At 73.5% G+C, this 24,053-nt stretch carries 20 protein-coding genes; 12 read left to right on the top strand and 8 right to left on the bottom strand.

Going from position 1 to position 24,053, the window contains the following annotated elements; genetic code table 11:
- Window positions 1–42: 42 nt before the first annotated feature.
- From ABT092_RS25605 to ABT092_RS25590, 4 genes are read right to left on the bottom strand one after another with little or no spacing between them, the layout of a single operon-like run.
- Window positions 43–1,272 carry a type III PLP-dependent enzyme domain-containing protein gene (locus ABT092_RS25605; RefSeq protein WP_351247785.1) on the bottom strand — a complete coding sequence of 410 codons (1,230 nt, stop codon included), beginning with the start codon at window positions 1,270–1,272 and terminating at the stop codon, window positions 43–45.
- Window positions 1,269–3,044, bottom strand: coding sequence for an IucA/IucC family protein (locus tag ABT092_RS25600; RefSeq protein WP_351247783.1), 1,776 nt, complete (start codon window positions 3,042–3,044; stop codon window positions 1,269–1,271). Before ABT092_RS25600 ends, ABT092_RS25605 begins: the two co-directional genes overlap by 4 nt.
- A gap of 7 nt (window positions 3,045–3,051) precedes the next feature.
- A complete protein-coding gene (locus ABT092_RS25595) occupies window positions 3,052–4,806 on the bottom strand; it encodes an IucA/IucC family protein (RefSeq protein ID WP_502968505.1) in 1,755 nt (584 codons plus the stop codon).
- A complete protein-coding gene (locus tag ABT092_RS25590; protein ID WP_351247816.1) occupies window positions 4,806–5,999 on the bottom strand; it encodes an ATP-grasp domain-containing protein in 1,194 nt (397 codons plus the stop codon). Before ABT092_RS25590 ends, ABT092_RS25595 begins: the two co-directional genes overlap by 1 nt.
- Before the next feature lie 208 nt (window positions 6,000–6,207).
- Here ABT092_RS25590 and ABT092_RS25585 point away from each other — a divergent pair, with 208 nt between their 5' ends.
- Entirely contained in the window at window positions 6,208–7,065 is an 858-nt protein-coding gene (locus tag ABT092_RS25585; RefSeq protein WP_351247778.1) for a (2Fe-2S)-binding protein, read from the top strand.
- Window positions 7,066–7,379: 314 nt separating this feature from the next.
- Here the strand turns inward: ABT092_RS25585 and ABT092_RS25580 are convergent, their stop codons facing one another.
- Window positions 7,380–8,120 (bottom strand): GntR family transcriptional regulator, encoded by a 741-nt coding sequence (locus ABT092_RS25580; RefSeq protein WP_351247776.1) that lies wholly within the window; start codon window positions 8,118–8,120, stop codon window positions 7,380–7,382.
- A 13-nt stretch (window positions 8,121–8,133) separates the two neighbouring features.
- Window positions 8,134–8,658 (bottom strand): VOC family protein, encoded by a 525-nt coding sequence (locus tag ABT092_RS25575; RefSeq protein ID WP_351247774.1) that lies wholly within the window; start codon window positions 8,656–8,658, stop codon window positions 8,134–8,136.
- Between the two features lie 305 nt (window positions 8,659–8,963).
- Here ABT092_RS25575 and ABT092_RS25570 point away from each other — a divergent pair, with 305 nt between their 5' ends.
- Together ABT092_RS25570 and ABT092_RS25565 are read left to right on the top strand one after the other, a co-directional pair.
- Window positions 8,964–11,111, top strand: a complete 2,148-nt coding sequence (locus ABT092_RS25570; RefSeq protein ID WP_351247772.1) for an alpha-ketoacid dehydrogenase subunit alpha/beta — start codon at window positions 8,964–8,966, stop codon at window positions 11,109–11,111.
- Window positions 11,111–12,451, top strand: a complete 1,341-nt coding sequence (locus ABT092_RS25565; protein WP_351247770.1) for a dihydrolipoamide acetyltransferase family protein — start codon at window positions 11,111–11,113, stop codon at window positions 12,449–12,451. The genes ABT092_RS25570 and ABT092_RS25565 overlap by 1 nt, the downstream gene beginning before the upstream one ends.
- A 106-nt stretch (window positions 12,452–12,557) precedes the next feature.
- Here the strand turns inward: ABT092_RS25565 and ABT092_RS25560 are convergent, their stop codons facing one another.
- Window positions 12,558–13,136, bottom strand: coding sequence for a VOC family protein (locus ABT092_RS25560; RefSeq protein WP_351247768.1), 579 nt, complete (start codon window positions 13,134–13,136; stop codon window positions 12,558–12,560).
- A 155-nt stretch (window positions 13,137–13,291) separates the two neighbouring features.
- Between ABT092_RS25560 and ABT092_RS25555 the strand changes: the two genes are divergently transcribed.
- The 4 genes from ABT092_RS25555 to ABT092_RS25540 are packed head-to-tail and all read left to right on the top strand — an operon-like array spanning window position 13,292 to window position 17,995.
- Complete coding sequence (locus ABT092_RS25555; RefSeq protein ID WP_351247766.1) at window positions 13,292–14,407, top strand: sugar ABC transporter substrate-binding protein; 1,116 nt, start codon at window positions 13,292–13,294, stop codon at window positions 14,405–14,407.
- Window positions 14,407–15,948, top strand: a complete 1,542-nt coding sequence (locus ABT092_RS25550; protein WP_351247764.1) for a sugar ABC transporter ATP-binding protein — start codon at window positions 14,407–14,409, stop codon at window positions 15,946–15,948. Before ABT092_RS25555 ends, ABT092_RS25550 begins: the two co-directional genes overlap by 1 nt.
- Entirely contained in the window at window positions 15,945–16,922 is a 978-nt protein-coding gene (locus ABT092_RS25545) for an ABC transporter permease (RefSeq protein ID WP_351247762.1), read from the top strand. The genes ABT092_RS25550 and ABT092_RS25545 overlap by 4 nt, the downstream gene beginning before the upstream one ends.
- The gene (locus ABT092_RS25540) at window positions 16,919–17,995 is read left to right on the top strand and encodes an ABC transporter permease (RefSeq protein WP_351247760.1); all 1,077 of its coding nucleotides are present in this window, start codon (window positions 16,919–16,921) and stop codon (window positions 17,993–17,995) included. Before ABT092_RS25545 ends, ABT092_RS25540 begins: the two co-directional genes overlap by 4 nt.
- A gap of 85 nt (window positions 17,996–18,080) precedes the next feature.
- Here ABT092_RS25540 and ABT092_RS25535 read toward each other — a convergent pair whose 3' ends face one another.
- On the bottom strand, window positions 18,081–18,290 hold the full coding sequence (locus ABT092_RS25535) for a hypothetical protein (RefSeq protein WP_351247758.1): 210 nt from the start codon (window positions 18,288–18,290) through the stop codon (window positions 18,081–18,083).
- Window positions 18,291–18,477: 187 nt separating this feature from the next.
- Here ABT092_RS25535 and ABT092_RS25530 point away from each other — a divergent pair, with 187 nt between their 5' ends.
- The 5 genes from ABT092_RS25530 to ABT092_RS25510 all read left to right on the top strand — a co-directional run bounded on the left by ABT092_RS25530 (window position 18,478) and on the right by ABT092_RS25510 (window position 23,935).
- Window positions 18,478–19,311: an SAM-dependent methyltransferase gene (locus ABT092_RS25530; RefSeq protein WP_351247756.1), complete on the top strand. Its 834-nt coding sequence runs from the start codon at window positions 18,478–18,480 to the stop codon at window positions 19,309–19,311.
- 120 nt (window positions 19,312–19,431) lie between these two features.
- The gene (locus tag ABT092_RS25525) at window positions 19,432–20,841 is read left to right on the top strand and encodes a condensation domain-containing protein (protein ID WP_351247754.1); all 1,410 of its coding nucleotides are present in this window, start codon (window positions 19,432–19,434) and stop codon (window positions 20,839–20,841) included.
- A gap of 179 nt (window positions 20,842–21,020) precedes the next feature.
- Window positions 21,021–21,845 (top strand): 2,3-dihydro-2,3-dihydroxybenzoate dehydrogenase, encoded by an 825-nt coding sequence (locus ABT092_RS25520; RefSeq protein ID WP_351247752.1) that lies wholly within the window; start codon window positions 21,021–21,023, stop codon window positions 21,843–21,845.
- Between the two features lie 64 nt (window positions 21,846–21,909).
- Entirely contained in the window at window positions 21,910–23,169 is a 1,260-nt protein-coding gene (locus tag ABT092_RS25515) for an isochorismate synthase (RefSeq protein ID WP_502968504.1), read from the top strand.
- Between the two features lie 133 nt (window positions 23,170–23,302).
- The gene (locus ABT092_RS25510; protein WP_351247750.1) at window positions 23,303–23,935 is read left to right on the top strand and encodes an isochorismatase family protein; all 633 of its coding nucleotides are present in this window, start codon (window positions 23,303–23,305) and stop codon (window positions 23,933–23,935) included.
- Window positions 23,936–24,053 lie beyond the last annotated feature (118 nt).

Here is a 24,053-nt window from a genome sequence, read left to right as displayed (position 1 = left end):
TAGGACGGGGACCGCCGCACCACCCGTCGGGGACCGGACCCGCTACCGGACGGCGGAGTCCAGGAAGTGGAAGCCCGGCCGCGGGTGCATCAGGAACTCGTGGTGCGAGATGTTCCAGGCGTACGCGCCCGCCAGGGCGAACGCCACCCGGTCCCCGGCCCGCAGTCCCGGCGTCCGGGCCCCCCGGGCCAGGACGTCCTTCGGCGTGCACAGCTGCCCCACCAGGGTGGTCCGCGGCCCCCGTGCGAAAGGCCGCGGCCACGGGTGCGGCCAGCCGTCGACGGACACCACCGCGCACGGCTGGTCGTGCCCCTTGGTGGCCGGGGTGCGCAGGTGGTGGGTGCCACCGCGGACCACCGCGAACTCCTCGCCGTGGCTGTGCTTGACGTCCAACACCTCGGTCCCGTACCAGCCGCAGTACGCGGTGAGGGCCCGGCCGGGCTCCACCCGCAGGGTCAGCCCGGGGCGGGCGGCCAGCAGGGCGGCGAGCGCCGCACCGTACCCGGTCCAGTCGAACCGCGCCGCGGGCCGTGCGTAGTCGACGGCCATGCCCCCGCCCACGTTCACCTCCCGCAGCGGCACCCGGTGGCGTGCGGCGAGCGCCGCCGACCAGCGCACCACCCCGTCCGCGACCGCGGCCAGCGCGGGCGCCTCCAGCCCGCTCGCCAGGTGCGCGTGCGTCCCGTACCACTCCAGCCGGGGGAACGTGCCGTCGCCGAGGGCGCGCAGCACCGCGTCGGCCTCGGCGGGGTCGATGCCGAAGGGCCCCGGCCCGCCGCCCATGGTGAGCGACCCCCCGGCCAGCGCCCCCGGGCCGGGCACCAGGTTGAACCGGGTCAGCACCGGAACCCGCACCCCGGCCGGCAGCCGGGCGGCGAGCGCGGCGAGCACCCGCAGCTCGTGGACGCTCTCCACGTGGAAGCGCGGGAGCGGGGCCCCCGCGGCGACCCCCTCCAGCGCGGCCGTCAGCTCCGCCGGGGTCTTGCCGGGCCCGCCGAAGGCCAGCGGACGCCCCGGCACCGCCGCCGCGACATGGGCGAGTTCCCCGCCGGAGGCTACCTCGTACCCGTCGACGGCGGGGGACAGCGCGGCCAGCAGCGCCGGTTCCGGGTTGGCCTTGGCCGCGTAGTACAGCTCCACCCCGCGGGGCAGCGCGGCGCGCACGGCCGCCGCATGGGCGCGCAGCGCGTCCAGGTCGTAGAGGTAGGCGGGCAGCTCGTCGCCGGTCAGGGCGAGCAGCCGCTCCCGGACCGGGGGCGTGGGGGCGCTCACCGCGTGCTCCAGTCGGTGTCGGTGCGGCTCGCCCCGGACAGCACGTCCTCGGCCAAGGGGGAGGGCAACCACACGTACCCCGCGTCCCGGTCCGCCGAACGGTCCCAGCGGGTCAGCAGGTTGGCCTTGGCGGGCAGGGGCACTCCGGCCAGCAGCGCCCGCAACCGGGGCGGGCAGCCGTGGACGCGACCGTACTCCTGCACGGTGGTGCGCAGCCGTGCCCACAACTCCCGCTCCAGTCCGGGGTGGAGGTCGGCGAGCACGGCCAGCACCTCGGCGGCGTGGTTGACGAACAGGCAGTACGCGACCCGGTCCCAGCCGCGCCGGGCGTCGTAGGTCAGCGGCCCGGCCACCTCGGGGGCCAGTTCCGCCAGGGCCCCGGCATGCCGGTCGGGGACCAGCTTGGTGCCCTCCAGGTCGCGGAAGAGGAGCTGTACCGGCGTGCCGTCGTCGGCCACGCAGACCACCACGTTCTGGAGGTGCGGCTCCAGGACCACCCCGTGGTCGAAGTACGCGGCCAGCACCGGGGGCACCAGCAGCCGCAGGTACGCCGACCACCAGTGGAGCGCCTCGGCGGGCGTGGCGCCGGCCAGCAGCCGGGACGCCTGCGCCGGGCCGGTCGGGTACTCGTCGGCTACGGCCGCGGCCAGCAGCGGCGTCGCCCCGGGGCGCAGGTGGCGCGCCAGCCCTTCGCGGACGATCACCCCGAACCCCTCCAGCAGCGACCGGTCGGGCCGTCCGTCGGGCCCGGGCAGGGCGAGCGAGCGGTACGCGGGTTCCCGCAACACCGCGACGTCGGGGAAGCGGGCGGCGAGATCGGCCAGCACGGGCTCCAGCAGCCGGGTCAGGGCCACCGCTCCGGTGAGTTCGTACGCGGCGTTCTTGCGCAGGCAGTTGGTGATCCGGACGTTGAGGCTGAACTTCAGGAACCCGTCGCCGGTGTGGACGGTGCGCACCGATGCGGTGGGCCGCACGTCCTCGGAGCCCGGCCCGAGGTCGAGGACCTCGCCCCGGTCGAGGGCGGCCCGCAGTCCGGGGTGTTCGCCGAGCATCTCGTACTGCCACGGGTGGGCGGGCAGCAGCCGGAAGCCCTCCGGGACGCGGTGCAGCCGGTCCAGCGGGACGGTGGCGGCGGGCTCGGTGCTCTCCTCGGCGACCAGCGCGGAGCGCACGGCCAGCATCCGCAGCCGGAAGGCCGCACCGGCCTCGGGCGCGTACGCCGCCCAGCGGGCCGGGTCCCCGCTGTGCGCCTTGGGGGTGGGGTGGAAGCGGTGGCCGAGGACCAGGGACTGCTCGGAGGTGAGGTACACGGCCATGGGTTCGCCGCCGAGCGGGTGCGGCCCGGGGCGGGCCGCGGCCAGCGCGGTGCTGGTCCCGCGGTGGCTGGCGGCGATCTGGGTGAGGAACTCGTCGTTGTGGCTGCCGGTGCGCAGGGAGAGTTCGGCGCGGGTGTACTCGGCCAGCCGCAGCCAGTCGACCTCGGCCCAGCCCTCGTGCGGCACCCCGTCGCCGGGGGCGAGGCGTTCGGTGACCGGGCCGGTGAACCGGTGCGCCCCGAGGAGCGAGGTGCGCCGCAGGGCGACCCGGAGCAGGACGCCCCGGCGGGGCAGCCGTAGGAGGAGGTGGCCACCGATCACGGCGGCCTGCCGTTCGGGCCCGGACACCTCGCGGAGCAGGCAGTTGAGGAGGGTGTGTGCCACGGCCAGGTCCGCGCCGGGCAGGTCCGGAACGGGCGCCGGAGCGCACGGAGGGCCGGAGAGGGTGCTGGGCATCAGCGGATTACGCCCCTTGCAGAAGGTAGTTGGGACCGGTGGTGTAGTGCTTGTTGATGTCCTGCGCGCCCGACCGCTGCTTGCTGAGCAGCGTTCCCGCGGTCACCATCGCCTTCACGGGCAGGCGCGGGGAGTCGAGCACATGGGCGCGCAGGGCGGTGCCCGGTGCCGTGGCGCCGGTGCCGAGCCGCTCGACGGCGGCGTCCAGCCGGTCGTGCACCAGCGCCAGCAGTTCCCGGAGCGGGGCCCGGCCCTGCCGGGCCAGCGCGAACGCCGGTGCGCCCGCGCACAGGTGGACGGTGATGGTGGCGAAGAGGTCGAGCACGGGGCGGTCGTCGTCCCCGGTGATGCGGGGGTCGTGGAAGTCGCGGAGGAGACCGTCGGCGCGGCCGCCCAGGGCGGACCGGAGCCGTCCGGCGTGGATGCGGGGGCCGTCGTTGTCCTTGAACAGCAGGCGCAGCGGGGGACGGTCGGGGCGGTCGTCGAGGACGAGGGAGACGTTCTGCTGGTGCGACTCCAGCGCCACCCCGTAGCCGAAGAGGGTGGTCTGCCAGTCGAACAGGAGGGTCAGCATGGCGTCGAGGAGGGCGACCGGGTCGCCGCCGTGGAAGCGGTCGGCGAGCCGGTCGACGACCAGGCCGCCGCCCGGGGCGGGCGCGGTGAGCGAGGCCATCGACACCACCACGCTCCCGTCGAGCCCCTCCGGCCAGCGGCGTCGCAGGACGGCCAGGAGTTCGTGGTCGGCGTGGGCGTACCGGGTCTCGTCGGCCTGGAGGACGGTGCCGCGGAAGCGGGGCTCGCGGTCGATCACGGCGGCCAACAGCCGCCCGCAGGCGGCGCCGTCGCGCAGGGTGCCCGGCTTGATGGTCCGGCGGTTGAGGCGGCCCAGGCTCGCGGTGGCGAGCGGCACCTTGAGGTGGGTGCGGGGGTCCGCGGCGAGGGCCACCGTGCGCAGCGAGAGGGTGGGGGAGACCTCGGCGTACGACCGGGGGGCGAGCACCGCCCGGCCGTGCAGCCCGGTCTCGGCGAGGGCCCCGTCCAGGGGTCCCTGCGCGGTGAGGGGATGGACGGGGAGGAGCAGGTGGTCGTCGTCCAGCGACGGGGGCAGCCCGAGCGCGGACGGGACGGGCCAGTCCCCGGTGGTGGAGAGTCCCTCGTCCCGGACCTCGCTCCTGGGCAGGGCGAGCCATCGCAGCCGAAACGTCGGGTGGAACTCGGGCGCGTAGGAACGGAGTTGATGAGGCGTCAGACCGTTGCGGACCCGGCCGGTCGGATAGACCGGGTGGTCGAGGCGGGCGGCGAGGGCGTCGAAGGGCAACGGGTCCGTCCACCGGGCGGGGTCGGGCCCGTAGGCGTCGGCCAGCCGGGCGAGGAGGGCCCCGCCGGTGTCCCGGTGCAACCGTTCGGTCGCCAGGCTCTGCCGGCACTCCTCGGCGAACGCGGCGAAGCCGGGGCGGTCCGCCGGGTCGGCGAGCTCCCCGAGGGCGGCCAGGACGGCCTCCGCGGTGGTGAGGTCCGTGGTGGTGCGGCCGCCGGCGTCCTCCCGGCGCACCAGGGGGAGTCGGGCGCCGAGCTCGCACTGGAACCCGTCCGGCTCCACCGGGAGCAGCAGTGCCCCCCGGGGGTGGTCCAGCCGGAGCCATCCGCCGTCCGGGCGGTCCTCCCGCAGGCTGCGCGTCCGCAGTCCCACCACGTCCTCGCGGAGCAGCGCGCTGAGCACCCGCACCAGGTGCCGGCCCCCCGGTCCGGGGTCGGGCCCGATCACGGAGTGATCTCCCAGCACCGGTCGGCGAGGAACCCCTCCACCGCCCGGTCCACGGCCGCCCGGTCGCGTCCGGTGGCGCGGACCACCCCGAGCAGGTCGCGGTTGGTGTGGGTCACCCGGAGCCGCTCGCCGACGGCGTGCAGCGGTCGGTAGGCCAGCCGGACCCCGTCCGCGACCAGGTCGGTGCGGTCGGGTGCCGCGGTGAGCGTGCCGTCGCGGCGGGCGCACGGGTAGTCCAGACGGGCGGCGCCGTCGGTGCGGGCGCCCAGGTCGAGCGGGAGCGGTTCCCCCAGATGGGTGCGGAGCACGTGCGCGAAGAGGGGAACGTCCAGCAGTTCCGCGAGCAGCAGGTCGCACTGGTCCCCGATGGCGCGGTAGTTGACCTCGATGATGCGGACCCGTCCCGCCCCGTCCACGACGAACTCGGTGTGGCAGGCGCCGAAGCCGACGCCCAGCGCGTCCAGCGCGGTGAGCACCTGGTCCAGCACCGCCGGTGGCAGCTCGGCGAGGTAGGTGAGGCGTTCCTCGACGAAGTACGGGGCGGCGGAGAGCCGGGTGCGGAACCCGCCGAGCACATGGCGCACGTCGTGGTCGCCCAACGTCTCCAGGGTGTGCAGCTCACCCGCGAGGTACTCCTCCACCACCAGGGCGTCACCGGGGCGGCGGGCCCGGATGCGGGCGCAGCGCGCCCGGAGCTGGGCGGGGGTGTCGACCCGGACCACGTCCTCGCTGGCCACCCCCTCGCGGGGCTTGACCACGCACGGGTAGGGCAGGGCGTGGAGGTCGCCGAGCGCGTCCGCGGGGTCCGTTCCCGCGGGGATCTCCAGTGCGCGCACCCGGTCGGTCCCCGCCGCGGCCAGGTGGCGGCGCAGCAGGGCCTTGTCCTTGGTGCGCAGGGTCGCGCGCCAGTCCTTGCCGGGGAGCCCGAAGTAGTCGGCGGCGAGGGCGGCCTGGGTCTGGAGGTGGTCGCTGTTGGTGAAGACGGCATCGGGGCGCTCCCGGGCGGAGACGACGGCGATCACCTCCCGGAAGTCCCGCACGTCGCACGCCACGACCTCCAGCTCCGGATGGCGGGCGCGGTGCGACGCGGGCTGGTCGGTGAGGAGGGTGACGGCCAGTCCCAGGGAGCGGGCGGCGGGCAGGAACCCCTCGGACACGGAGTCGGTGGGATTCAGCGCGAGCAGGTACATCCGCTTGGTGGGGAACACGGCCGAGAGCTTAGGTTAGGCATGCCTAAGGGTGTCAATTCGCGGGGGCGCCATGTCGATTGGCGCGCCACCCCACCGGTGTGAGTAAGGTGAGGCTTCCTTCAAGCCCCTGCGGGTCCGCCGCCGCCCGTGCTGGCTCACTCATGCCCCCACCCCGTACGCACCGCCGTACGGTGCCCGAGGAGTGCCCGTGTTCCTGGCTCTGGCGTCGGCCCCGGCCCTTCCCGCTGCCGGCCCTTCCGTCCTGCTCGCCGCCGCGTACCGGCGGTTGGACGCGGCGTGTCCCGCCCTGGACGTCACCCCCGTCGAACCGTCGACCGTGCCCGGTCAAGGATGGTTCGACGGTGCCGAACTCGCCTGCCGGGAGGACTTCCTGAACGCCTGGCTGGAACGGCACGTCCGACAGATCCGGGTCCGTGAGGCCCACGAGCCGCGGCCCGACGTGGTCGCCTCCCGGGCGCTGCACGGCTACCTGTGGACCGCGGCCGTGCTCCACGCCGGCCCCTGGTACCTCCAACGGCGGGTGCCCCGGCTGCGCCCGCGGGACCTGCGGTTGAGCCGGACGGGCGAGGCGTACCAGGTCGTGCCCGCGGCCTTCGCCTGTCTGCCCGACGACCCCGCGGCGGGTCGCCCGGGCGTGCGGGTCCTGCCCGGCGTCGAGGCGCTGCGGGCCGAACTGCGCGCCGCCGTCGCCGACCACGTGCGCCCCCTGCTCGCGGCCATGGGTCCGCGCCTGCGCCGTGGCCCCCGTGCGCTGTGGGGGATGGTCGGGGACGACCTGGTGTCGGCCCTGTGGTACCTGGGGCGGATGCACGGGGACGAGGCCCGGGGGGTGCAGGAGGCCGAAGCCGTGCTGCCCCGCGCCCTGGCCCCCTATCCGGGCGGTGCCGCCTTCCGGCGGCTCGTCACCCGCGACGGCCGGGAGCATCCGACGCGCACCCGGCTGGGCTGCTGCCTGTACTACGCGATCCGGCCCGCCGAGGCCTGTGCCACCTGTCCGCGCACCGACGACGCCGAGCGGGTGCGCCGGATCGAGGAGGGGTGCTGACCGGGCGCGCCGACCGGGTTCGCGTCTGACCGGGTTCCCGTGTCCCTTACCCTGAACTCGTCCTGACGCCACCTCAGCTCACTGACGCCTGCCCCCGGCCCGCTGGTGCGTGCTCGGGGGCGGTCGGGCCGGACTCCGTTCGGCGCGGCCACCTGACCTGCGGTGGAGCGTTCCCCGTCCGGCCCCTGAACGGAACGCTCCACCGCAGCCCCCGTACGAGCGTTCGCCGCCGCCGTCCCGTCCGCCGCGAGGTCGGTCACTCGGCGGTGGTGGACGGGGGCGAGGGCCTCGCCGGCGACCTCCGGGAGGACGGCTCAGTTCCTCGCCGGGGAGGAACCGAACAGCTCCGGATGCCGGGCGAGTTGCCGCCGCGTCCGTCGGATGTGACTGCACGCGACCAGGCCCGCCTGGTCCGCGTCCTGCTCGCGCAGCGCCCTGACCAGCATGCGGTGCTCGTCGTGGACGACCGTGTCGCCCTGTTCGAGGAAGACCTGGGCGAACATCAGCCGGTAGTGGTGGGTCATGTTCCACATGCGCTGGACGATCTCGTCGAGGACGACCGTCTTCGCACCGGTGTACGACAGGCCGTGGAACTCGCGGTCCAGGTGGAGGAAGCGCTCGACCTCGGTGGTGCGCGCCATCTCCTCGGCGAGTTCGTCCATCCGGTCCAGTGCCTGGCTCGTCAGCCCGGGCACGCTGGCGCTCAGCAGCAGCGGTTCCACCGCCTCGCGGATCCGGTAGAACTCCTCGCACTCCCCGAGGTCGAACTGCGACACCCAGGCGCCGGAGTTCGCGACGAGCTTCACCAGACCGTCCGACTCCAGGATGCGCAGGGCCCCGCGCACCGGGATGCGGCTGGCGCCGTACTGCGCCGCGACCTCCTCCTGTCGGATCCTGCTGCCCGGGGGGAGCTCGCCGGCGAGGATCGCCGTGCGCAGGCCGTCCGCGATGCGCTGGCTGGTGTCCCCGTACCGTGCCTTGTCGGTGTGGTGCGATGCGCCCGGGCCCGGGGTCGCCGTGCCCGCGCGGGTGCTGGATGAAGGAGCGTCGCTCATGGAGACATGATGCCTAACGCGCGGGGTGGGCCGGGTGCCAGAGCACCACCTCCGCATCCGCCTCGTACGCCTTGCCGCGGGGGAAGCTGACCAGCTCGAACTGCATGCCCCAGGGCGACAGGAAGTAGACCCACCGCTGGCCCTCGCTGGCGTTGCTGCTGGCGACGGGTTCGCCCAGCACCCGCACCCCGCGGGCCCTGAGGTAGTCGACGGCGGTGTCCAGGTCGTCCACGTAGAACGCGAGGTGGTGCCCTCCCAGGTCGCTGTTGCGGGGCTGTTCCCGCTGGCCGTCCGCCGGCTCCCACTGGAAGACCTCGAAGTTGGGGCCGAAACCGCAGCGGTAGAAGTACAGCTTGCGCATGACCGACCGGGGGTGGACGTCGAGCTGCTCCCGCATCCAGTCGTCGTCGCGGACGAAGGGGCCCAGCTGGTAGATCCGCTGGCAGCCGAGCACGTCGACGAGGAACGCGTCCGCCTCCTCCAGGTCGGGCACGGTGAACCCGATGTGCTCGGTGCCGCGCAGACCGGGCAGCGCCATGGCTTCTCCTCAGGTCTCTCAGGGGTCCCGTGCGAGCCCGTGCCCCGCTCGGAATCGTCCTGCGCGAGGGCGACGGCGGTCCGACGAGCGCTGACCAGCACGGACCAGGGCTGGCAAGCATTGGATACATTACCGACCCGATTTAGGGTGTCAATCGAACATTTCTGTAAAGCTCTCTTACTTTTGGATACGATCTGGGGGTAGCGTGCGGCACCAGACGCAGGATGCGACGCGTCTGCGATACATCGACGGCGGCGAGGAAGCCCATGCCACGACAGCGACGTTTGGATCCGATCCGGCCTTGCGTGCAGCTCAGCACCACCAGCTCAGACTGGCGGCACGCCGACCCGGCCCTGTTGGCCGGCATGCTGGGCCAACTGCACCTGATCCGTGCCTTTGAAGAGACCGTGCTGGAGCTCGCCTCCGAGGGGCTGGTGCACGGGCCGGCGCACTCCAGCATCGGCCAGGAGGGCGGCGCCGTCGGCTCCGTCATCGGACTGCGCACCTCGGACGCGATCAACGGTTCGCACCGCAGCCACCACCAGTTCCTCGCCAAGTGCCTGACCCACCTGACGGGCGGCCGGTCCGACCTCGGTGCCCTGGTCGACGACGGCGTCCTCATGGTGCTGCGCCGCACGCTGGCCGAGATCCTGGGGCTCGCCCAGGGCTTCGGCCGCGGCCGGGGCGGATCGATCCACCTCCAGTGGCTGGAGGCGGGTGCGCTCGGGAGCAACGCCATCGTCGGCGGGGGAGTGCCGCTCGCGGCGGGCAACGCCTTCGCCCAGCGGCTGGCCGGCACCGACGACGTCAGCTTCTCCTACTTCGGGGACGGCGCCGTGAACATCGGCTCGGTCCTCGAATCGATGAACCTGGCCGCGGCCTGGGACCTCCCGCTCTGCTTCTTCATCGAGAACAACCTCTACGCGGTCTCCACCACGGTCGCCGAGGTCACCCGCGAGGACCGGCTCGCCGTGCGCGGGCCCGCCTTCGGCATCCCCTCGTGGCGGGTCGACGGCATGGACCCGCTCGCCGTCCACCTGGCCACCCAGCAGGCCGAAGAGGTCATGCGGGCCGGTGACGGGCCCACCCTCATCGAAGCCGAGGTCTACCGCTACTTCCACCAGAACGGCGCCTACGCCGGCAGCGCCTTCGGCTACCGCACGAAGGACGAAGAGGCCGAGTGGCGCCTGCGCGACCCCATCGCCAGGACCGAACGCGAGATGCACCGCCTCGACCTGCTCGACGAGCCGACCGCGGCCGGGGTGCGGGAACAGGCCCAGGAGGCCATGCGCCGGATCGTCGCCGAACTGGTCGAGCCTGACCCCGAGGCGCCGGGCAAGCGACGGATCAGGCCCGCGCTGTGGCCCGACCCGGCGACCGTCGACGAGGGACTGCGCGGCGACGCCGGCGAACTCGCCGAGGCCCGGGTCCTGGACCCGGTCGACCACGACGGCCCGACCCGGTCGCTCCGCTTCGTCGACGCGGCCTCCCAGGTCCTCGGGCGGCGGATGGCCGAGGACTCCCGGGTCGTGGTGATCGGCGAGGACGTCCACCGGCTCGGCGGCGGGACCAACGGCGTCACCAAGAAGGCGTTGCAGGTCGCGCCCGAGCGGGTGCTGGGCACCCCGATCAGCGAGAACGCGTTCGCCGGCCTGGGCGCGGGGGCCGCGCTCGACGGCCGCGTCCGGCCGGTGATCGAGTTCATGTACCCGGACTTCCTCTGGGTCGCCGCGGACCAGGTGTTCAACCAGATAGGCAAGGCCCGTCACATGTTCGGCGGGCACAACACCGTCCCGCTCGTGCTGCGCACCAAGGTTGCGATGGGAACCGGATACGGCTCCCAGCACCTCATGGACCCCGCCGGGATCTTCGCCACCAGCCCCGGCTGGCGGATCGTCGCCCCGTCCACCGCCGCCGACTACATCGGCTTGTTCAACGCGGCCGCGACGCTGGACGACCCGGTCCTGGTGATCGAGCACGTCGACCTGTACGGGGAGCGGCAGGAGGTTCCCGAGGACGACCTCGACTACGTCCTGCCGCCCGGGCGGGCCGCCCTGCGCCGCACCGGCTCCGACCTGACGGTGATCAGCTACCTGAACATGGTCCACCGGGCGGCCGAGGCGATCGAGCGGACCGGCACCGACGCCGATCTGATCGACCTGCGCTGGCTGGACCGGGCCTCCCTCGACTGGGACACCATCGGGGCCAGCATCCGCAAGACCAACGCGGTGCTGATCGTGGAGCAGGGAGCACGGGGCACGTCCTACGGCGGATGGCTCGCGGACGAGATCCAGCGCCGGTACTTCGACTGGCTGGACATGCCGGTCGAGCGGGTCACCGGAGCCGAGTCCAGTCCCAGCATCTCCCGGGTCCTGGAAGCGGTCGCCATCGCGCAGACCGACGACATCGTGGCGGCGCTGGAGCGCTGCAAGACCGCGCTCGGAGGTGTCTGATGGCCGTGGTCATCCGCATGCCGGAAGTGCTCACCGGCATGAGCGAAGCCATCCTGCTCGGCTGGCACGTCTCCCCCGGGGACGCGGTCACGGTGGGGCAGGCGATCGCCGAGGTCGAGACGGAGAAGGCGACCGTCGACCTCGAAGCCGACCAGGAGGGCGTCGCCGCGGGCCTGCTCGTCGAGCCGGGTGTCGCCATCGGCGTCGGGACCCCGATCCTCGTCCTCGCCGGCCCCGGCGAGACGGTGGCGGAGGCACTGGCAGCCGCCGGCGGGGAACCCGCTGCGGCCGGGGCGCCGGCCCCGGTGGAGTCCGGAGCCCAACCCGCGGCGGCCGCGGCCCCGGCCCCGGTGGAGTCCGGAGCCCCCGAGTCGGCGCCGGTGCCCGTGGCCGCGGCCGCCCCGGCGCCGCAGCTCCAGGAACGCCGCTTCGTGACCCCCCTGGTGCGCCGACTGGCCCGTGAGCGGGGGATCGACCTCGACACGGTGACCGGAACCGGCCCCGGGGGGCGGGTCGTGCGACGGGACCTGGACCGCCACGGAGCGGCCGCGGAGGTCGCCGCGCAACGCCCGCCCGCCGCGCCCGCGGACCGTGCGGCCGAACGTCCCGGGCCCGCGCCCGCGGCGCAGGCTCCGGCGCCGCCGGCGCAGACCGGGTTCACCGACGTCCCCCACACCGGGATGCGGCGCGCCATCGCGCGCCGGCTCACCGAGAGCAAGAACACGGTGCCGCACTTCTACCTGGTGGCGGAGTGCCGGGTGGACGCACTGCTGGAACTGCGCCGCTCCCTCAAGGAGGACGGTGCGGTCGCGGTCGTGCCCTCGGTCAACGACTTCGTCGTCAAGGCGGTCGCGGCGGCCTTCCGCGAGGTGCCGGAGGCGAACGTGATCTGGACCGAGGACGCCGTCCGCCGGTTCGACTCGGTGTCCGTCGCGATGGCCGTGGCGCTCGACGACGGCCTGGTCACCCCGGTGATCCGGGACGTGGACCGGCGGTCCCTGAGCGACGTCAGCACCGCCGCCGCCGATCTGGTGGCGCGCGCCCGGGAGGGACGGCTCAAGCAGGCCGAGCTCGAAGGCGGCTCGTTCGCCATCTCGAACCTCGGGATGTACGGGATCGAGAGCTTCTCCGCGATCATCTCCCCGCCGCACTCGGGAATCCTGGCCGTCGGGGCGGCGTCCCGGCGGGCGGTGGTCGACGAGGACGGCACGATCCGGGCGGCGACCATGATGACGGTCACCCTCTCCGGTGACCACCGCGCGCTCGACGGGGCCCTCGCGGCCCGTTGGCTGCGCGCCTTCCAGCAGATCATCGAGAACCCGATGAGGATCCTGCTGTAGGCGGCGACGGGGCGGGGCCGCCCGGTACCTCCGCGGCCTCCCCGCCCCGACCCCCGCACCGCACCGCACCGGATCGACCCGACGGACACGGGCCCGTGCGCACCGCTCAGTCGGTCGGCGCACCGTCCCGGTGTCCGGGGTCGGGGCGCGGCACCACGGTGTGCGGGGTCAACTGCCCGGGCTGCGGCCAGTTGGCGAACACCTCCGCATAGCTGTGGCTCATGATCTCCAGGACGGTCCCCCACGGATCCGTGGTGTAGGCGAGCGTCCAGGGGCGGCCGGGGACGAAGGCGTGCGGCGCCGAGACCAGTGCGCCCCCCGCTGCGACGATGCGGTCGACCATCGCCTCGACGTCCTCGTAGGTCAGGCACAGGTGCCACGGGCCGCGGTCGAGATAGGGCACCCGCTCCTGCGGGGGGCGGGGCCCGCGGGTCGGCGGGTCGATGAACTGGAACAGTTCCACGCCCACGCCGTTCGCGGTGAGCAGGTGCGCCTGCCACGCCCGGCGGAAACGGCTCCCCAACACCGCACCCGCCTCGGCGTGCGCGCCGGGGGCGAGTTCCCGCGGCCCCATGATGCAGCGGAAGCCGAAGACCTCCCCGTACCAGTCGATCGCCGCGTGGACGTCGGGGACGGTCACCCCGATGTGGTTGACGGTCAGGGCCGTGGTCGGAGGGTTCGGCATCGGGTGACTCCTCGCTGTCGTCATGATGAGCCGTCAAATGTATCCGATCTCCGAAATTAAAGCCGCTTTGGCGAAGTAAGTGCGAGATATTGTCGCCGAATGTATCCAATGCTACGTTCGGGCCGCGATACCGCCTGGTGAGGGAAGGATCGACGATGACCCGTTTCTACCGAGCCGTGGTCACGGTGTTCGCCGGTGCGATGGCACTGCTGCTGACGGGATGCGCAGACCTGTCCGTCGCACCGGCGAAGATCACGAAGACGGGAAACCTGAACGGAGAACGCGCGACGATCGTCGCGTTCGTGGTGTCGACGGCGAACCACTACGTGGGGGCCGAGGTCGAGGCCATGCGCGACGAGGCGGAGCGACTGGACTACCGACTCGAAGTGATCGACAACAAGTTCGACCAGACCGAGCAGAACCAGCAGGTCCGGCAGTTCCTCGCGTCCGGCAAGCCGGCCGCGGCCTTCGTCTACTGGCCCGCCAACAACGACACCGGGATCAACTCGGCCCGTCTCCTGGCGGCCAGGGCGCCCGTGGTCCAGCTCAGCGGAAGGGTCCTCCCGCAGGCCGAGCCGTACATCACCGCCCGCCCCGGGCAGGACAACGAGGCCATCGGCACCACGATGGGCACGATGGCCCTCAAGGCGGTGGACGAGGCCCGCGCCGCAGGAAAGGAGTTCCACGGCAAGGACAAGCCCAACCTGCTGGAGATCACCTACCCCTCCGGGTACGAGGCGGGCGTCGTCCGCCACGACGCCTTCTTCGAGCGGGTCGGCGACGCGTTCAACCTGCTCTCCACCGAGAACGCCAAGACCCCCGACGCGCAGGGCGGGTTCACCGCGGCCAGCCAGGTCCTGTCCAAGTACAAGAGCCGGGGCATCGACATCGTCGTCGCCGGCTCCAACAACATCGGCACCGGGGTCGTCAAGGCGCTCCAGCAGTACGGCCTGCGGCCGGGCAAGGACGTCACCGTCGTGGTGGGCGACTTCTCCGGCGACCAACAGCCGCTGATCAAGGGCGAGATCTACTCGGCGGTGCTCCAGTCCCCCGTGATCGAAGGCATCCTCGCGATCCAGACGGTGGCCCGCTTCCGCGCCGCGGGCGAGGTCGTCGACGAAGTCGTCCAGCTGCCCGAGGCGAAGGCCCAGCCCGCGGTCACCGACACCGCGCCGAGCCGCTTCACCTACATGCCGCACCCGGCGATCACCCCGCAGAACTACGCATCGCTGCGGGTGTGGGGCCGCTCCATCCGGGAGTTGCAGTTCTGATGTCCACACACACCAACCTGCGCTTGCAGGTCGAGGGCGTATCGAAGCGCTACGGCGCCGTGCAGGCCCTCTCCGAAGTCGGCCTGGAAGTCCGTCCGGGCGAGGTCATGGCCCTGCTCGGCGAGAACGGCGCCGGCAAGAGCACCGTCGTCAAGGTGCTCTCCGGACTCGTCCGCCCCGACACCGGCACCATCCGCATGCACGGCAACCGGGTCGACCTGTCGAGTTCGACGGCGTCCCAGGCCGCGGGCATCGCCGTGGTGCAGCAGGAGTACAGCACCGTGGGGGCGCTGAGCGTCGCCGAGAACCTCCTGCTCGGCCAGCGCGGTACGCGGCTGTGGTGGAACCGGCGCTTCCTCAGTCGCAACGCCGAAGAACTCCTGGCGCGGGTCGGCCTGGGGCACCTGGACGCGCGCACCCCCGTCGAGGAACTCTCGGTCGCGGAGATGCAACTGCTGGAGATCGCCCGCGTACTGGCCCGTTCGGCCACGCTGGTGATCCTGGACGAGCCGACCGCCGCCCTCTCCCAGGCCGAAGCCGGGCTGGTGCTGCGCACCGTCCGCTCCCTGGCCGACCAGGGCACCAGCATCATGTACATCACCCACCGCCTCGAAGAGGTGTTCGCGGTCAGCGACCGGGTCACCATCTTCCGCAACGGCCGCAGCTCCCCGCCCGAGGAGACCGCGGACCTGGACACCCCGCAGATCGTCCGGCGCATGCTGGGGCGCGAACTCGGCGACATGTTCCCCGAGCCCGGCCGCACCGACGACACGGCCCCGGTCCGACTGGCGATCGACGGACTCACGGCCCCCGGGGTCGAGGCCCCGGTGGACCTGTCCGTCCGACGCGGCCAGATCATCGGCCTGACCGGCCAACTCGGCGCCGGAGGCTCGGCGTTGCTGAAGGCGCTGGCCGGCTTCGTGCCCGTGCTCTCGGGCGGCGTGGAACTCGACGGCCGACCCGTCGACCTCGGCCACCGGCGCGGCGGCATCGCCGCGGGGGTGGCCTACTGCTCCCCGGACCGCAAACGGGACGGCATCTTCGACGGCCTGTCGATCGAGAAGAACCTCTCCTCGCCCTGGCTGGAACGCGTCTCCCGGTTCGGCGTGCTGTCCCGGCGGGAGGAACGCGCCGTCGCCGCCCGCTCCGCGAGCAGTTTCGCCCTGGACACCCGACGGCTCGCCTCCTCCGTGGGCACCCTCTCCGGCGGGAACCAGCAGAAGGTCGCGGTGGGCAAGTGGCTGGGCTGCGAGCCCCGCCTGCTGCTCGTCGACGAGCCGACCCGGGGCGTGGACGTCGGAGCCCGGGCGGAGATCTACAAGCAGCTGCGGTCCCTGGCCGACGACGGCATGGCGGTCGTCGTCTGCTCCTCGGACACCAGCGAGGTCTACGGCCTGTGCGACGTGATCGGCACGTTCCACCGGGGCGTGCTCACCTCGCTCCGCCCCAAGGGGGAGTGGACCGAGGAAACCCTCGTCCGCGAGGTCATGCACAGCGGGAGCGGACAGTCCGAGACATCGAGTGAAGTGGGCCCCTCATGACCGAAACCACCGCCGGCGCGCTGGTCGCGCGCAAACAGGAAGTCGCCCAGCGGCTGACCCGTTGGGCGATGCCCACCGTGTTCGCCCTGCTGGTCGTCGTCGCGGCGCTCACCACGTCGGGCTTCCTCACCCTCGACAACCTGCGGGGCGTGCTGATCAACACCGCGGTGACCGGTATCGCCGCGGTCGGCATGACCACCATCACCCTGTCCGGCAACCTCTTCTCCCTCGGCGCGGGCCAGTCCGCGATGCTGGCGTCGATCCTGTTCATGTGGGTCGCCTCCACCGGCGGCTCACTGGTCCTCGGCGCGGCCCTGGCGATCGTGGTCCTGATCGCGATCGGCCTGTTGCAGAGCCTCGCCGTGGCGGCCGGGCTGAACCCGGTCGTCACGACGATCGCCGCCGGCGCACTGATCTACGGCGCGGTCGCCGGCTTCACCGGTGGCGCCGTGGTGTCGGCGCCGACCTCCTCGGTCGGCGAGCTGGCTGCCTTCGACGTCCTGGGCATCCCGCTGCCGGTCTGGGTGTTCGCCGGTTTCACCGGGGCGGTCTGGCTCTTCGTCGAGCGCACCTCCTCCGGCCGGCGGCTGCTGTTGGTCGGCTCCAACCGCGAGACCGCGGTCATGAGCGGCATCTCCGTACGGGCCGCCACCGCCTGGGCGTTCGCCATCACCTCGATCGGCCTCGCCCTCGCGGGCATCTTCTCCGCGAGCCAACTCGGCCAGGTCACCGCCAACAACCTCACGGAACTCACGGTCGACGCCGTCGCCGCCGTCCTCGTCGGCGGAACGGCGGTCAGCGGCGGCGAGGGATCCGCGGTCCGGTCCGCGGTCGGGGCCCTGGTGATCGTCGTGCTCCAGAACGTCCTGCTGTTGCACGGACTGACCACTGGCGTGCGCATGCTCACCGAGGGGATCCTCCTGGTCGCCGTGGTCTCCGTCCTGCACGTGGCCCGTCGGAAGGCAATGAGATGAACGAATCGACCCTCGGGCGGGGCGTGGGCAGAGCCACCCGCGTCTACGGAGTCCAAGCCGGCGTGCTGCTCGCGCTGATCGTGACCCTGTTCGTCGTGGTGTCCGAGTTCACCGTGGGGGCCGCGGTCTTCGGCACCCTCGACGGCGTCGCCCTCATCGGAATCACGGCCGCCGGACTCGCGGTGACCATGATCGCCGGAGAGCTGGACATGTCGGTCGGCTCGATGGCCGCCCTGGCCGGCGTGATAGCGATCCGCGCCGGCGAACTCGGGCTCGTCCCGGCCCTGCTCATCGGCACCGGAAGCGGAATCGTCCTCGGGCTGGCCCAGGGCCTGCTGATCGCCCGCTTGCAGATCAGCTCGCTCGTCGTCACCGTGGGGACCTGGATCGGATTCAGCGGGTTCGCGCTGGTGCTCGCCGACGACCGGCCCATCGGTCTGGACGAGTTGACCACCACGGACCCCCTGCTGGTGGAGTGGCTGTCGATGACCCCCGCGACCCTCATCGGGATCGGCGTCATCGTCCTGCTCGGCCTCTTCCTCGGCCTCACCCGCTGGGGGCGCGAGATCTACGCGGTGGGCGGCGCCCGCCGGGAGGCCCGGGCGGCCGGCGTACCGGTCAACGCCTCGTTGACGACGGCGTTCGGGATCTCCGGGGGGTGCGCGGCGCTCGCCGGCTCCATCGCCTGCATGCAGGGCGCGTCCGCGGACCCGCGCGGCTTCACCTCGCTGATGCTCAGCGCCGTCTCCGCCTGCCTGATCGGAGGCATCAGCCTGTACGGCGGTCGCGGCAACGCCGTCAACGTGCTGCTCGGCGTGCTGATCCTCTGCCTGGTCATCGCCGGAGCGACCGCCGCGGGCGCGCCCACCTACGTCACCGGCCTGGTGGCCGGGGCCCTGCTGATGCTGGTGGTCACCCTGGAGTTCGTCCTGGACCGCACGGTCGCCGCGCGCCGGATCAACGCCGCCCGCTCCCGTCACGCCGCCGCACTGCTGGCCGGAGCGGGCGGCCGGGAGCGCCCCGCCCCGGTCGCGGGCGGCGCGCCGCCGTCCGGTCCCCGCAAGGAGGGATGACCGGACCCCGGACCTGCCCGGATCCGGAGCGGCACGGCCCGCCCCGGATCCGGGCAGCACCACGTCCTGGCCCGGGCGACCGGATTCAGATCCGGACCGCGGTCAGTCTCCTGGTGGGCGAGGCACGGGTCCGGCGGCGGATGACGAAGGCGGCCCAGGTCCGCCGGACGGTGCCGCGGGCGGACCAACGACGCCGGGCCGGCCGGTGGTTCAGGGAGATCAGGCTGGCGTCCGGGTGCGGCACCTCGCCGAAGTCGCAGTCGTCGCCGTCGCCGTCGACGCCGAGCCCGTGCACGACCGTCTCGACGGCCGGCGGAAGCGCGGGCTTCTCCCCCTGGTGACAGCGTGCGATGAGGTCGTGCCGGACGTCCGTCGGACAGGATGCGGGGCGCAGCCCTGCGGAAGAGGGCCCGGACGATGCGTCTCCGCGGCCCGCGGCCCTCCCGGTCGCCGCGGACCAGGGCGAGGTTCCGGCGGCGCCAGTGCCGGGCCGTACGGAACTCGGCCCGGCCCTCGTGGAGCAGACCGAGGCAGAACGCCGCGGTGGCGTCCCCCGCCCCGGCGGCGAACTCCCACCAGAACCTGGCCCCGTCCCCGTTGCCCGCGAGATGGAGCAGTGCGGCGAAGACCAGTGCTCCTGCGGGGTCGATGCGCCGTTGGTCCAGGAGACCCCGGAGCGAGGCGGCGGCGGTGGGAGCGTTCACGATCATGGTCGTCGCCAGATCCAGGTCCCGTCGTGCCTGCTCGGCCCTGGACAGGGGCGGTGCCGGCCACGGAACGACCGCGTCGTCCCGCGCGCCCGCGTCGTCTACACGGACAACGACCCCATCGTCCTCGCGCACGCCCGCGCCCTCCTGCGCAGCCACCCCGACGGGGTCACCGCCTACCTGGAGGCCGACGCCCGTGACCCCCACCAGATCCTCACCCACCACACCCTCACCACCACCCTGGACTTCACCCGGCCCATCGCCCTCAGCCTCGTCGCCCTCCTCCGCTTCCTCACCGACGACGACGCCCATGCGCTCGTCGACCGCCTCAAGGCGGCCCTTCCGGTCGGCAGCACCCTGGCCATCAGCCACGGAACCCCGGACTTCGACCCCGAAGGTCTGGCCCGCGTGGCCCGCATCTACGCCGAGGCCGGCAGTCCGATCCGCCTTTGCACCCACGGCGAGATCGCGGCCTTCTTCGCCGGCTGGGACCTGGTCGAACCCGGAGTGGTCGCCACCCGTGCCTGGCGGCCGGACCCCGACGACCCCGCCCACACGGTCACCGACGCCGAAGCCTCCACCTACGCGGCCCTGGCCCGCAAGCCCTGACGGGACCCGACCACGGCCCCGTCGCATGACCCGCTAGGGGTTAACTTAGGCTTGCCTAAGTTCATGCGGTCCGTCCCGGCGGCCCGCGCTCGCGTAGCCGCGCCCTTGGGGAGTCGACACATGCATCAGGACCCGGACGAGTTCGCGCTGCTGGCCGCCCAGGCGGAGGTGCACCGCGCGGCCCGACTCGCCCCCGGTTCCGCGGTGCCCCGGGCGGCCCAGGTGGTCGAGATCCACGGTCGACCGGAGGAGCGGGTGTTCCGTGCCGCCCTCGACCGCGTGGCCGCGGAGGCCGACGCCCTGCGCATCCGCGTCGCCGACCGGGACGGGACGCCCCGCCAACGGGTCGCCGCCGCGTCCACCGTCCCGCTGCACCTGCTCGACCTCCGCGACCACCCCGATCCGCTCGCCGCCGCCCGGGCCTGGACCCGTGCCGACCTGGAGGGAGCGGGCGCCCCCGGCGGCGCCCCGCCCGCGACCCGGGCCCTGGTCCGGCTCGCCGACGACCGCTACTGGTGGTACCAGCGGGTCGACCGCATCGCGGTCGACGCCTACGGCCTGCACCTCCTCGGTCGGCGCACCGCCGAGGTGCACGCCGCGCTGGCCGCCGGGGCGGAGCCGCCGCGCACCCGTTTCGCCCCGCTGCGCGAGGTCGTCGAGGAGGCGGCCCGCTACCTGGCCGGCCGGCAGTACGTCGCCGATCGGGAGTTCTGGGCCGCGCGGACGGCCGGCGCACCCCCGCCGGTCAACCTCGGCGGGGGTGCGCCGACCGGGAACTCCGCGACGACCCTGCACGACCACCTCGACCTCCCGCCCGTCACCTTCGACCGGCTCGCGGTCGCGGCGGCGGCCGGCAGGGCCACCTGGGTCGAACTCGTGGTCGCCGCCACCGCCCTGCACGTCCACCGCGCCACCGGTGCCCGGGACCTCGTCCTCGGCCTCCCGCTCACCAACCGGTGCCGGCCCGCGGCCCTCCACACCCCGATCGCGGCGGTGAACGTCCTCCCGCTGCACCTGACGGTCCGTCCGCAGGACGCCGGCGCCGAACTCCTGCACCGGGTCGCACTGGAGGTCCGGTCCGTCCGCCGTCACCAGCGCTACCCCCGGGCGCACCTGCGCCGCGACCTCGGGCCGATCCGCGCCGCCGGCCCCCTCGCCGGACCCGTGGTCGACGTCAAACCCTTCGGTGCGGCCCTCGACTTCGGCCCGTTCGCCGGCACGGTGCGCACCCTCGCCGCCGGCCCGGTCCAGGACATGACGATCGGGGTGTCCTCCGCCCCCGCCGGAGGGTTGCGGCTCTCCGTCGACACCCGTGCCGACCGCTACGACACGGCGGCCACCGCTCGGCACCGTGCGGGGCTGGCCCATCTCCTGGACGGCTACGTCGAGTTGCTCCTGACCGATGCGCAGCGCCCGGTGGGCAGCCTCGACCCGGCTCGTGGTGCGGTCTCCTCGCGAACGGGTTCCGCGTCCAGGGCGCTCGCGCCCCCCTCGCCCGCGCCGAACCGGAGCCCGCAGCCCACGGCTTGAGGGCGCTCGCGGCCCTCGCTGCGCCGGCGTCCTCCCGGGCGTCGACGCGGGACAGGAGGCGTGCGGGAGGACAAGGTGCCCTCGTACACGGCGGGTTGAGCGCTTTCCGGGGTTCCGATTGTGGGTTGCACCTCGATGAAGTTAGGTTAGGCTGACCTAAGCGAGGGGGGAATTCGTTCATGCCTGAACACCGGCCCAACGGCCACGAGGACTTCCTGGGGCGCATCGCCCTCGTCACCGGCGCCGGACAGGGGATCGGGGCGGCCGTCGCGGTCTCACTGGCCGCGCGCGGAGCCGAGGTCATCGCCACCGACCGCGCCGCCCGGGGCGTCGAGGAACTCGCCGCCGCCTGGGCCGCCCGCCACCACGGCGACGACCCGGCGGAACGGGGTGCGATCCACCCCCGGACCCTCGACGTGACGAACCGTTCCGCCGTGGACCGGGAGGTCGAACGCATCGAGAACGCACACGGTCCGCTCGGCCTCCTGGTCAACGTCGCCGGAGTGCTGCACCCCGGCCCCGTGGTCGACCTCGCCGACGAGGACTGGGCCCGGACCTTCTCCGTCAACACCACCGGGGTCTTCCACGCCTCCCGGGCGGCGGTCCGCCCCATGGTCGCCCGCGGCGAGGGCTGCATCGTCACCGTCGGCTCCAACGCCGCCGGCGTCCCCCGCACCGGCATGGCGGCCTACGCCGCCTCCAAGGCCGCCGCCACCATGTTCACCAAGTGCCTCGGTCTGGAAGTCGCCCGCAACGGCGTGCGCTGCAACGTGGTCGCCCCCGGTTCCACGGACACCGCCATGCAACGCGCGCTGTGGGCCGACGACGAGGCCTCCGCGCGGGTCATCGCCGGAGACCTGGACGCCTACCGCACGGGCATACCGCTCGGTCGGATCGCCCAACCCCAGGACGTCGCCGACGCGGTGGTCTTCCTCGCCTCCGACCGCGCACGCCACATCACCATGCAAGAGCTCTACGTCGACGGCGGCGCCACCCTTCGGTGAGCCGCGCCGCGTCCCCCACCCACCGCCTCCGTGCACCCACGGAACACCGAGAAACGGAGTCCCCGTGTCGACGGCATCCGAAGTCGCCACGCACGTCCCCACGGCCGCACCGGCCAGCCCCTCGACCGACGAGCCCGCAGGACGCGACGCCGCCTCGCCCGAGCCCGGGTACCCCGGGCTCGGCGCGGCCACCGCGCTGCTGCGCGCCTACCGTCCCGGCGACCGGTTCCTCGCCACCCCGACCCGCACCCTCCTGGGCCGAGGGACCCGGGAGGAGGTTCCGCACGACGAGAGACCCCTGTCCACGAGGGTCGCCGCCGCACTGGCCGCGGCCCGCGAACGCGGCCGACGAGCGCCCCTGTTGATCGGTGCCGTCCCCTTCGACCCCCAGGCGCCGGCGGCCCTCGCGGTCTCCGCCGAACTGCGCACCGGCCCCTCCCTCCCCTCGGACCCGATGATCGCGTTGCCCGCCGAACGGCCCGCCCCGGTGGACTGGGGGATACGGCAGGTCCCGGCCCCGGAGGAGTACGCGGCCGGGGTCGCCGACGCGGTGGACCGCATGTGGCAGGGCGAGTTCAGCAAGGTCGTCCTCGCCCGCACCCTCGAACTCACCGCACCCGGCCCGCTGGACCTGGCCGGCATGGTGGACCGGCTGGCCCGCCGCGATCCCGGTGGCTACACCTTCGCGCTGCCCGTGGGCGAGGGCCGCACCCTGCTCGGCGCCAGCCCCGAATTGCTGGTCGCCCGCCGGGGCGCACGGATCGTCGCCAATCCGCTGGCCGGCTCCACCCCGCGCGGCGCCGACCTCGCCGAGGACGTCCGCCGGGCGGCGGCCCTCCTGGAGTCCGTCAAGGACCTGCACGAACACGCCGTCGTCGTCGACGCCGTGCACACCGCCCTCGCGCCCTTCTGTCGGGACCTCACCGTCCCGTCGCGCCCCACCCTGGTGCGGACCGCCACCATGTGGCACCTGTCCAGCACCATCACCGCCGCCCTGCCCGACCCCGCGACCTCGGCGCTCGACCTCGCCTGCGCCCTGCACCCGACGCCCGCCGTCTGCGGCACCCCCACCGACCTGGCCCGTCAAGTGATCCGTGAAACCGAGCCGTTCGACCGCGGGTACTTCACCGGCATGGTGGGATGGCAGGACGCGGAGGGCGACGGCGAGTGGGTCGTGACCATCCGTTGCGCCGAGGCGGAGGACAGTCGGCTGCGGCTGTACGCGGGGGCCGGCGTGGTCTCCGCCTCCAGGCCGCAGGCCGAAACGGACGAGACCGGGGCGAAGTTCCGCACCTTCCTGGACGCGGTGGGGGCCGAGTGGTGACGGCACGTCACCCGTGCTCGCTGCCCGGGGAGTTCGAGTCCCACGGCCCGACGCCGGGCCGGATCCGCTGAACCCGCAGTCCGTCCCCCGTACCCCGCGCCCCGTCCGCCCACCCGAACGGAACCCCCGAACCATGGCCCTGCCCAGCGTCGCCCCCTACCCGATGCCCACCGCCCGGGACCTCCCCGCCAATCGGGTCGACTGGACGGTCGACCCGGCCCGTGCGGTGCTGCTCGTGCACGACCTCCAGAACTACTTCCTGTCCGCGTTCGACACCTCGGCCCCTCCCGTCACCGAGCTCCTCGCCCACACCTCCCGGCTGCGCCGCTGGGCCGGCGGGGCGGGCGTACCCGTCGTGTACACCGCCCAGCCCGGTGGCCAGAGCGCGGCCGAGCGCGGACTCCAACAGGACTTCTGGGGCCCGGGGCTGCCCGCCGACCCCCGGGCCGCCGCCATCGCGGAGGAGGTGGCCCCCGGTCCCGGCGACACGGTCCTCACCAAGTGGAAGTACAGCGGCTTCGTCCGCACGGACCTCCTGGAGCGGCTGCGCGCGCAGGGCCGAGACCAGTTGGTGATCACCGGGATCTACGCCCACATCGGCGTCATGATGACCGCCTGCGACGCGTGGATGCAGGACGTACAGGCGTTCGTGGTCGGCGACGCGGTGGCCGACTTCTCCGCCGAGGACCACGCGATGGCCCTGCGCTGGGCGGCCGGCCGGTGCGCGGTGGTCACCACCACCGCCGCCGTCATCGAGGGGAAGTGAACCGTGGGGGGGGGGGGGGCCGGGGGGGGGGGGCCGGCCCCCCCCCCGGGCGGGGGGGGGGCGGGCCCCGAAAAAAAAAAGAGGAAAGGACACCCCCAAAACCAAAGGAAAGAGGAAT

It is taken from the genome of Streptomyces sp. NPDC002490 (genome assembly GCF_040296045.1).
Taxonomy (GTDB): Bacteria; Actinomycetota; Actinomycetes; order Streptomycetales; family Streptomycetaceae; genus Streptomyces.
Note: the sequence above shows the minus strand (reverse complement) of the source record. Positions and strands in the feature narration are given on the sequence as shown.

Excerpts from the sequence above, each read along its gene's own strand:
- ABT092_RS25575 (WP_351247774.1), bottom strand. The coding sequence starts at position 8,658 with ATGGCGCTGCCCGGTCTGCGCGGCACCGAGCACATCGGGTTCACCGTG.
- ABT092_RS25540 (WP_351247760.1), top strand. The coding sequence starts at position 16,919 with ATGAACGAATCGACCCTCGGGCGGGGCGTGGGCAGAGCCACCCGCGTC.
- ABT092_RS25545 (WP_351247762.1), top strand. The coding sequence starts at position 15,945 with ATGACCGAAACCACCGCCGGCGCGCTGGTCGCGCGCAAACAGGAAGTC.
- ABT092_RS25580 (WP_351247776.1), bottom strand. The coding sequence starts at position 8,120 with ATGAGCGACGCTCCTTCATCCAGCACCCGCGCGGGCACGGCGACCCCG.
- ABT092_RS25520 (WP_351247752.1), top strand. The coding sequence starts at position 21,021 with ATGCCTGAACACCGGCCCAACGGCCACGAGGACTTCCTGGGGCGCATC.
- ABT092_RS25510 (WP_351247750.1), top strand. The coding sequence starts at position 23,303 with ATGGCCCTGCCCAGCGTCGCCCCCTACCCGATGCCCACCGCCCGGGAC.
- ABT092_RS25560 (WP_351247768.1), bottom strand. The coding sequence starts at position 13,136 with ATGCCGAACCCTCCGACCACGGCCCTGACCGTCAACCACATCGGGGTG.
- ABT092_RS25600 (WP_351247783.1), bottom strand. The coding sequence starts at position 3,044 with ATGCCCAGCACCCTCTCCGGCCCTCCGTGCGCTCCGGCGCCCGTTCCG.
- ABT092_RS25525 (WP_351247754.1), top strand. The coding sequence starts at position 19,432 with ATGCATCAGGACCCGGACGAGTTCGCGCTGCTGGCCGCCCAGGCGGAG.
- ABT092_RS25550 (WP_351247764.1), top strand. The coding sequence starts at position 14,407 with ATGTCCACACACACCAACCTGCGCTTGCAGGTCGAGGGCGTATCGAAG.
- ABT092_RS25590 (WP_351247816.1), bottom strand. The coding sequence starts at position 5,999 with ATGTACCTGCTCGCGCTGAATCCCACCGACTCCGTGTCCGAGGGGTTC.
- ABT092_RS25565 (WP_351247770.1), top strand. The coding sequence starts at position 11,111 with ATGGCCGTGGTCATCCGCATGCCGGAAGTGCTCACCGGCATGAGCGAA.
- ABT092_RS25555 (WP_351247766.1), top strand. The coding sequence starts at position 13,292 with ATGACCCGTTTCTACCGAGCCGTGGTCACGGTGTTCGCCGGTGCGATG.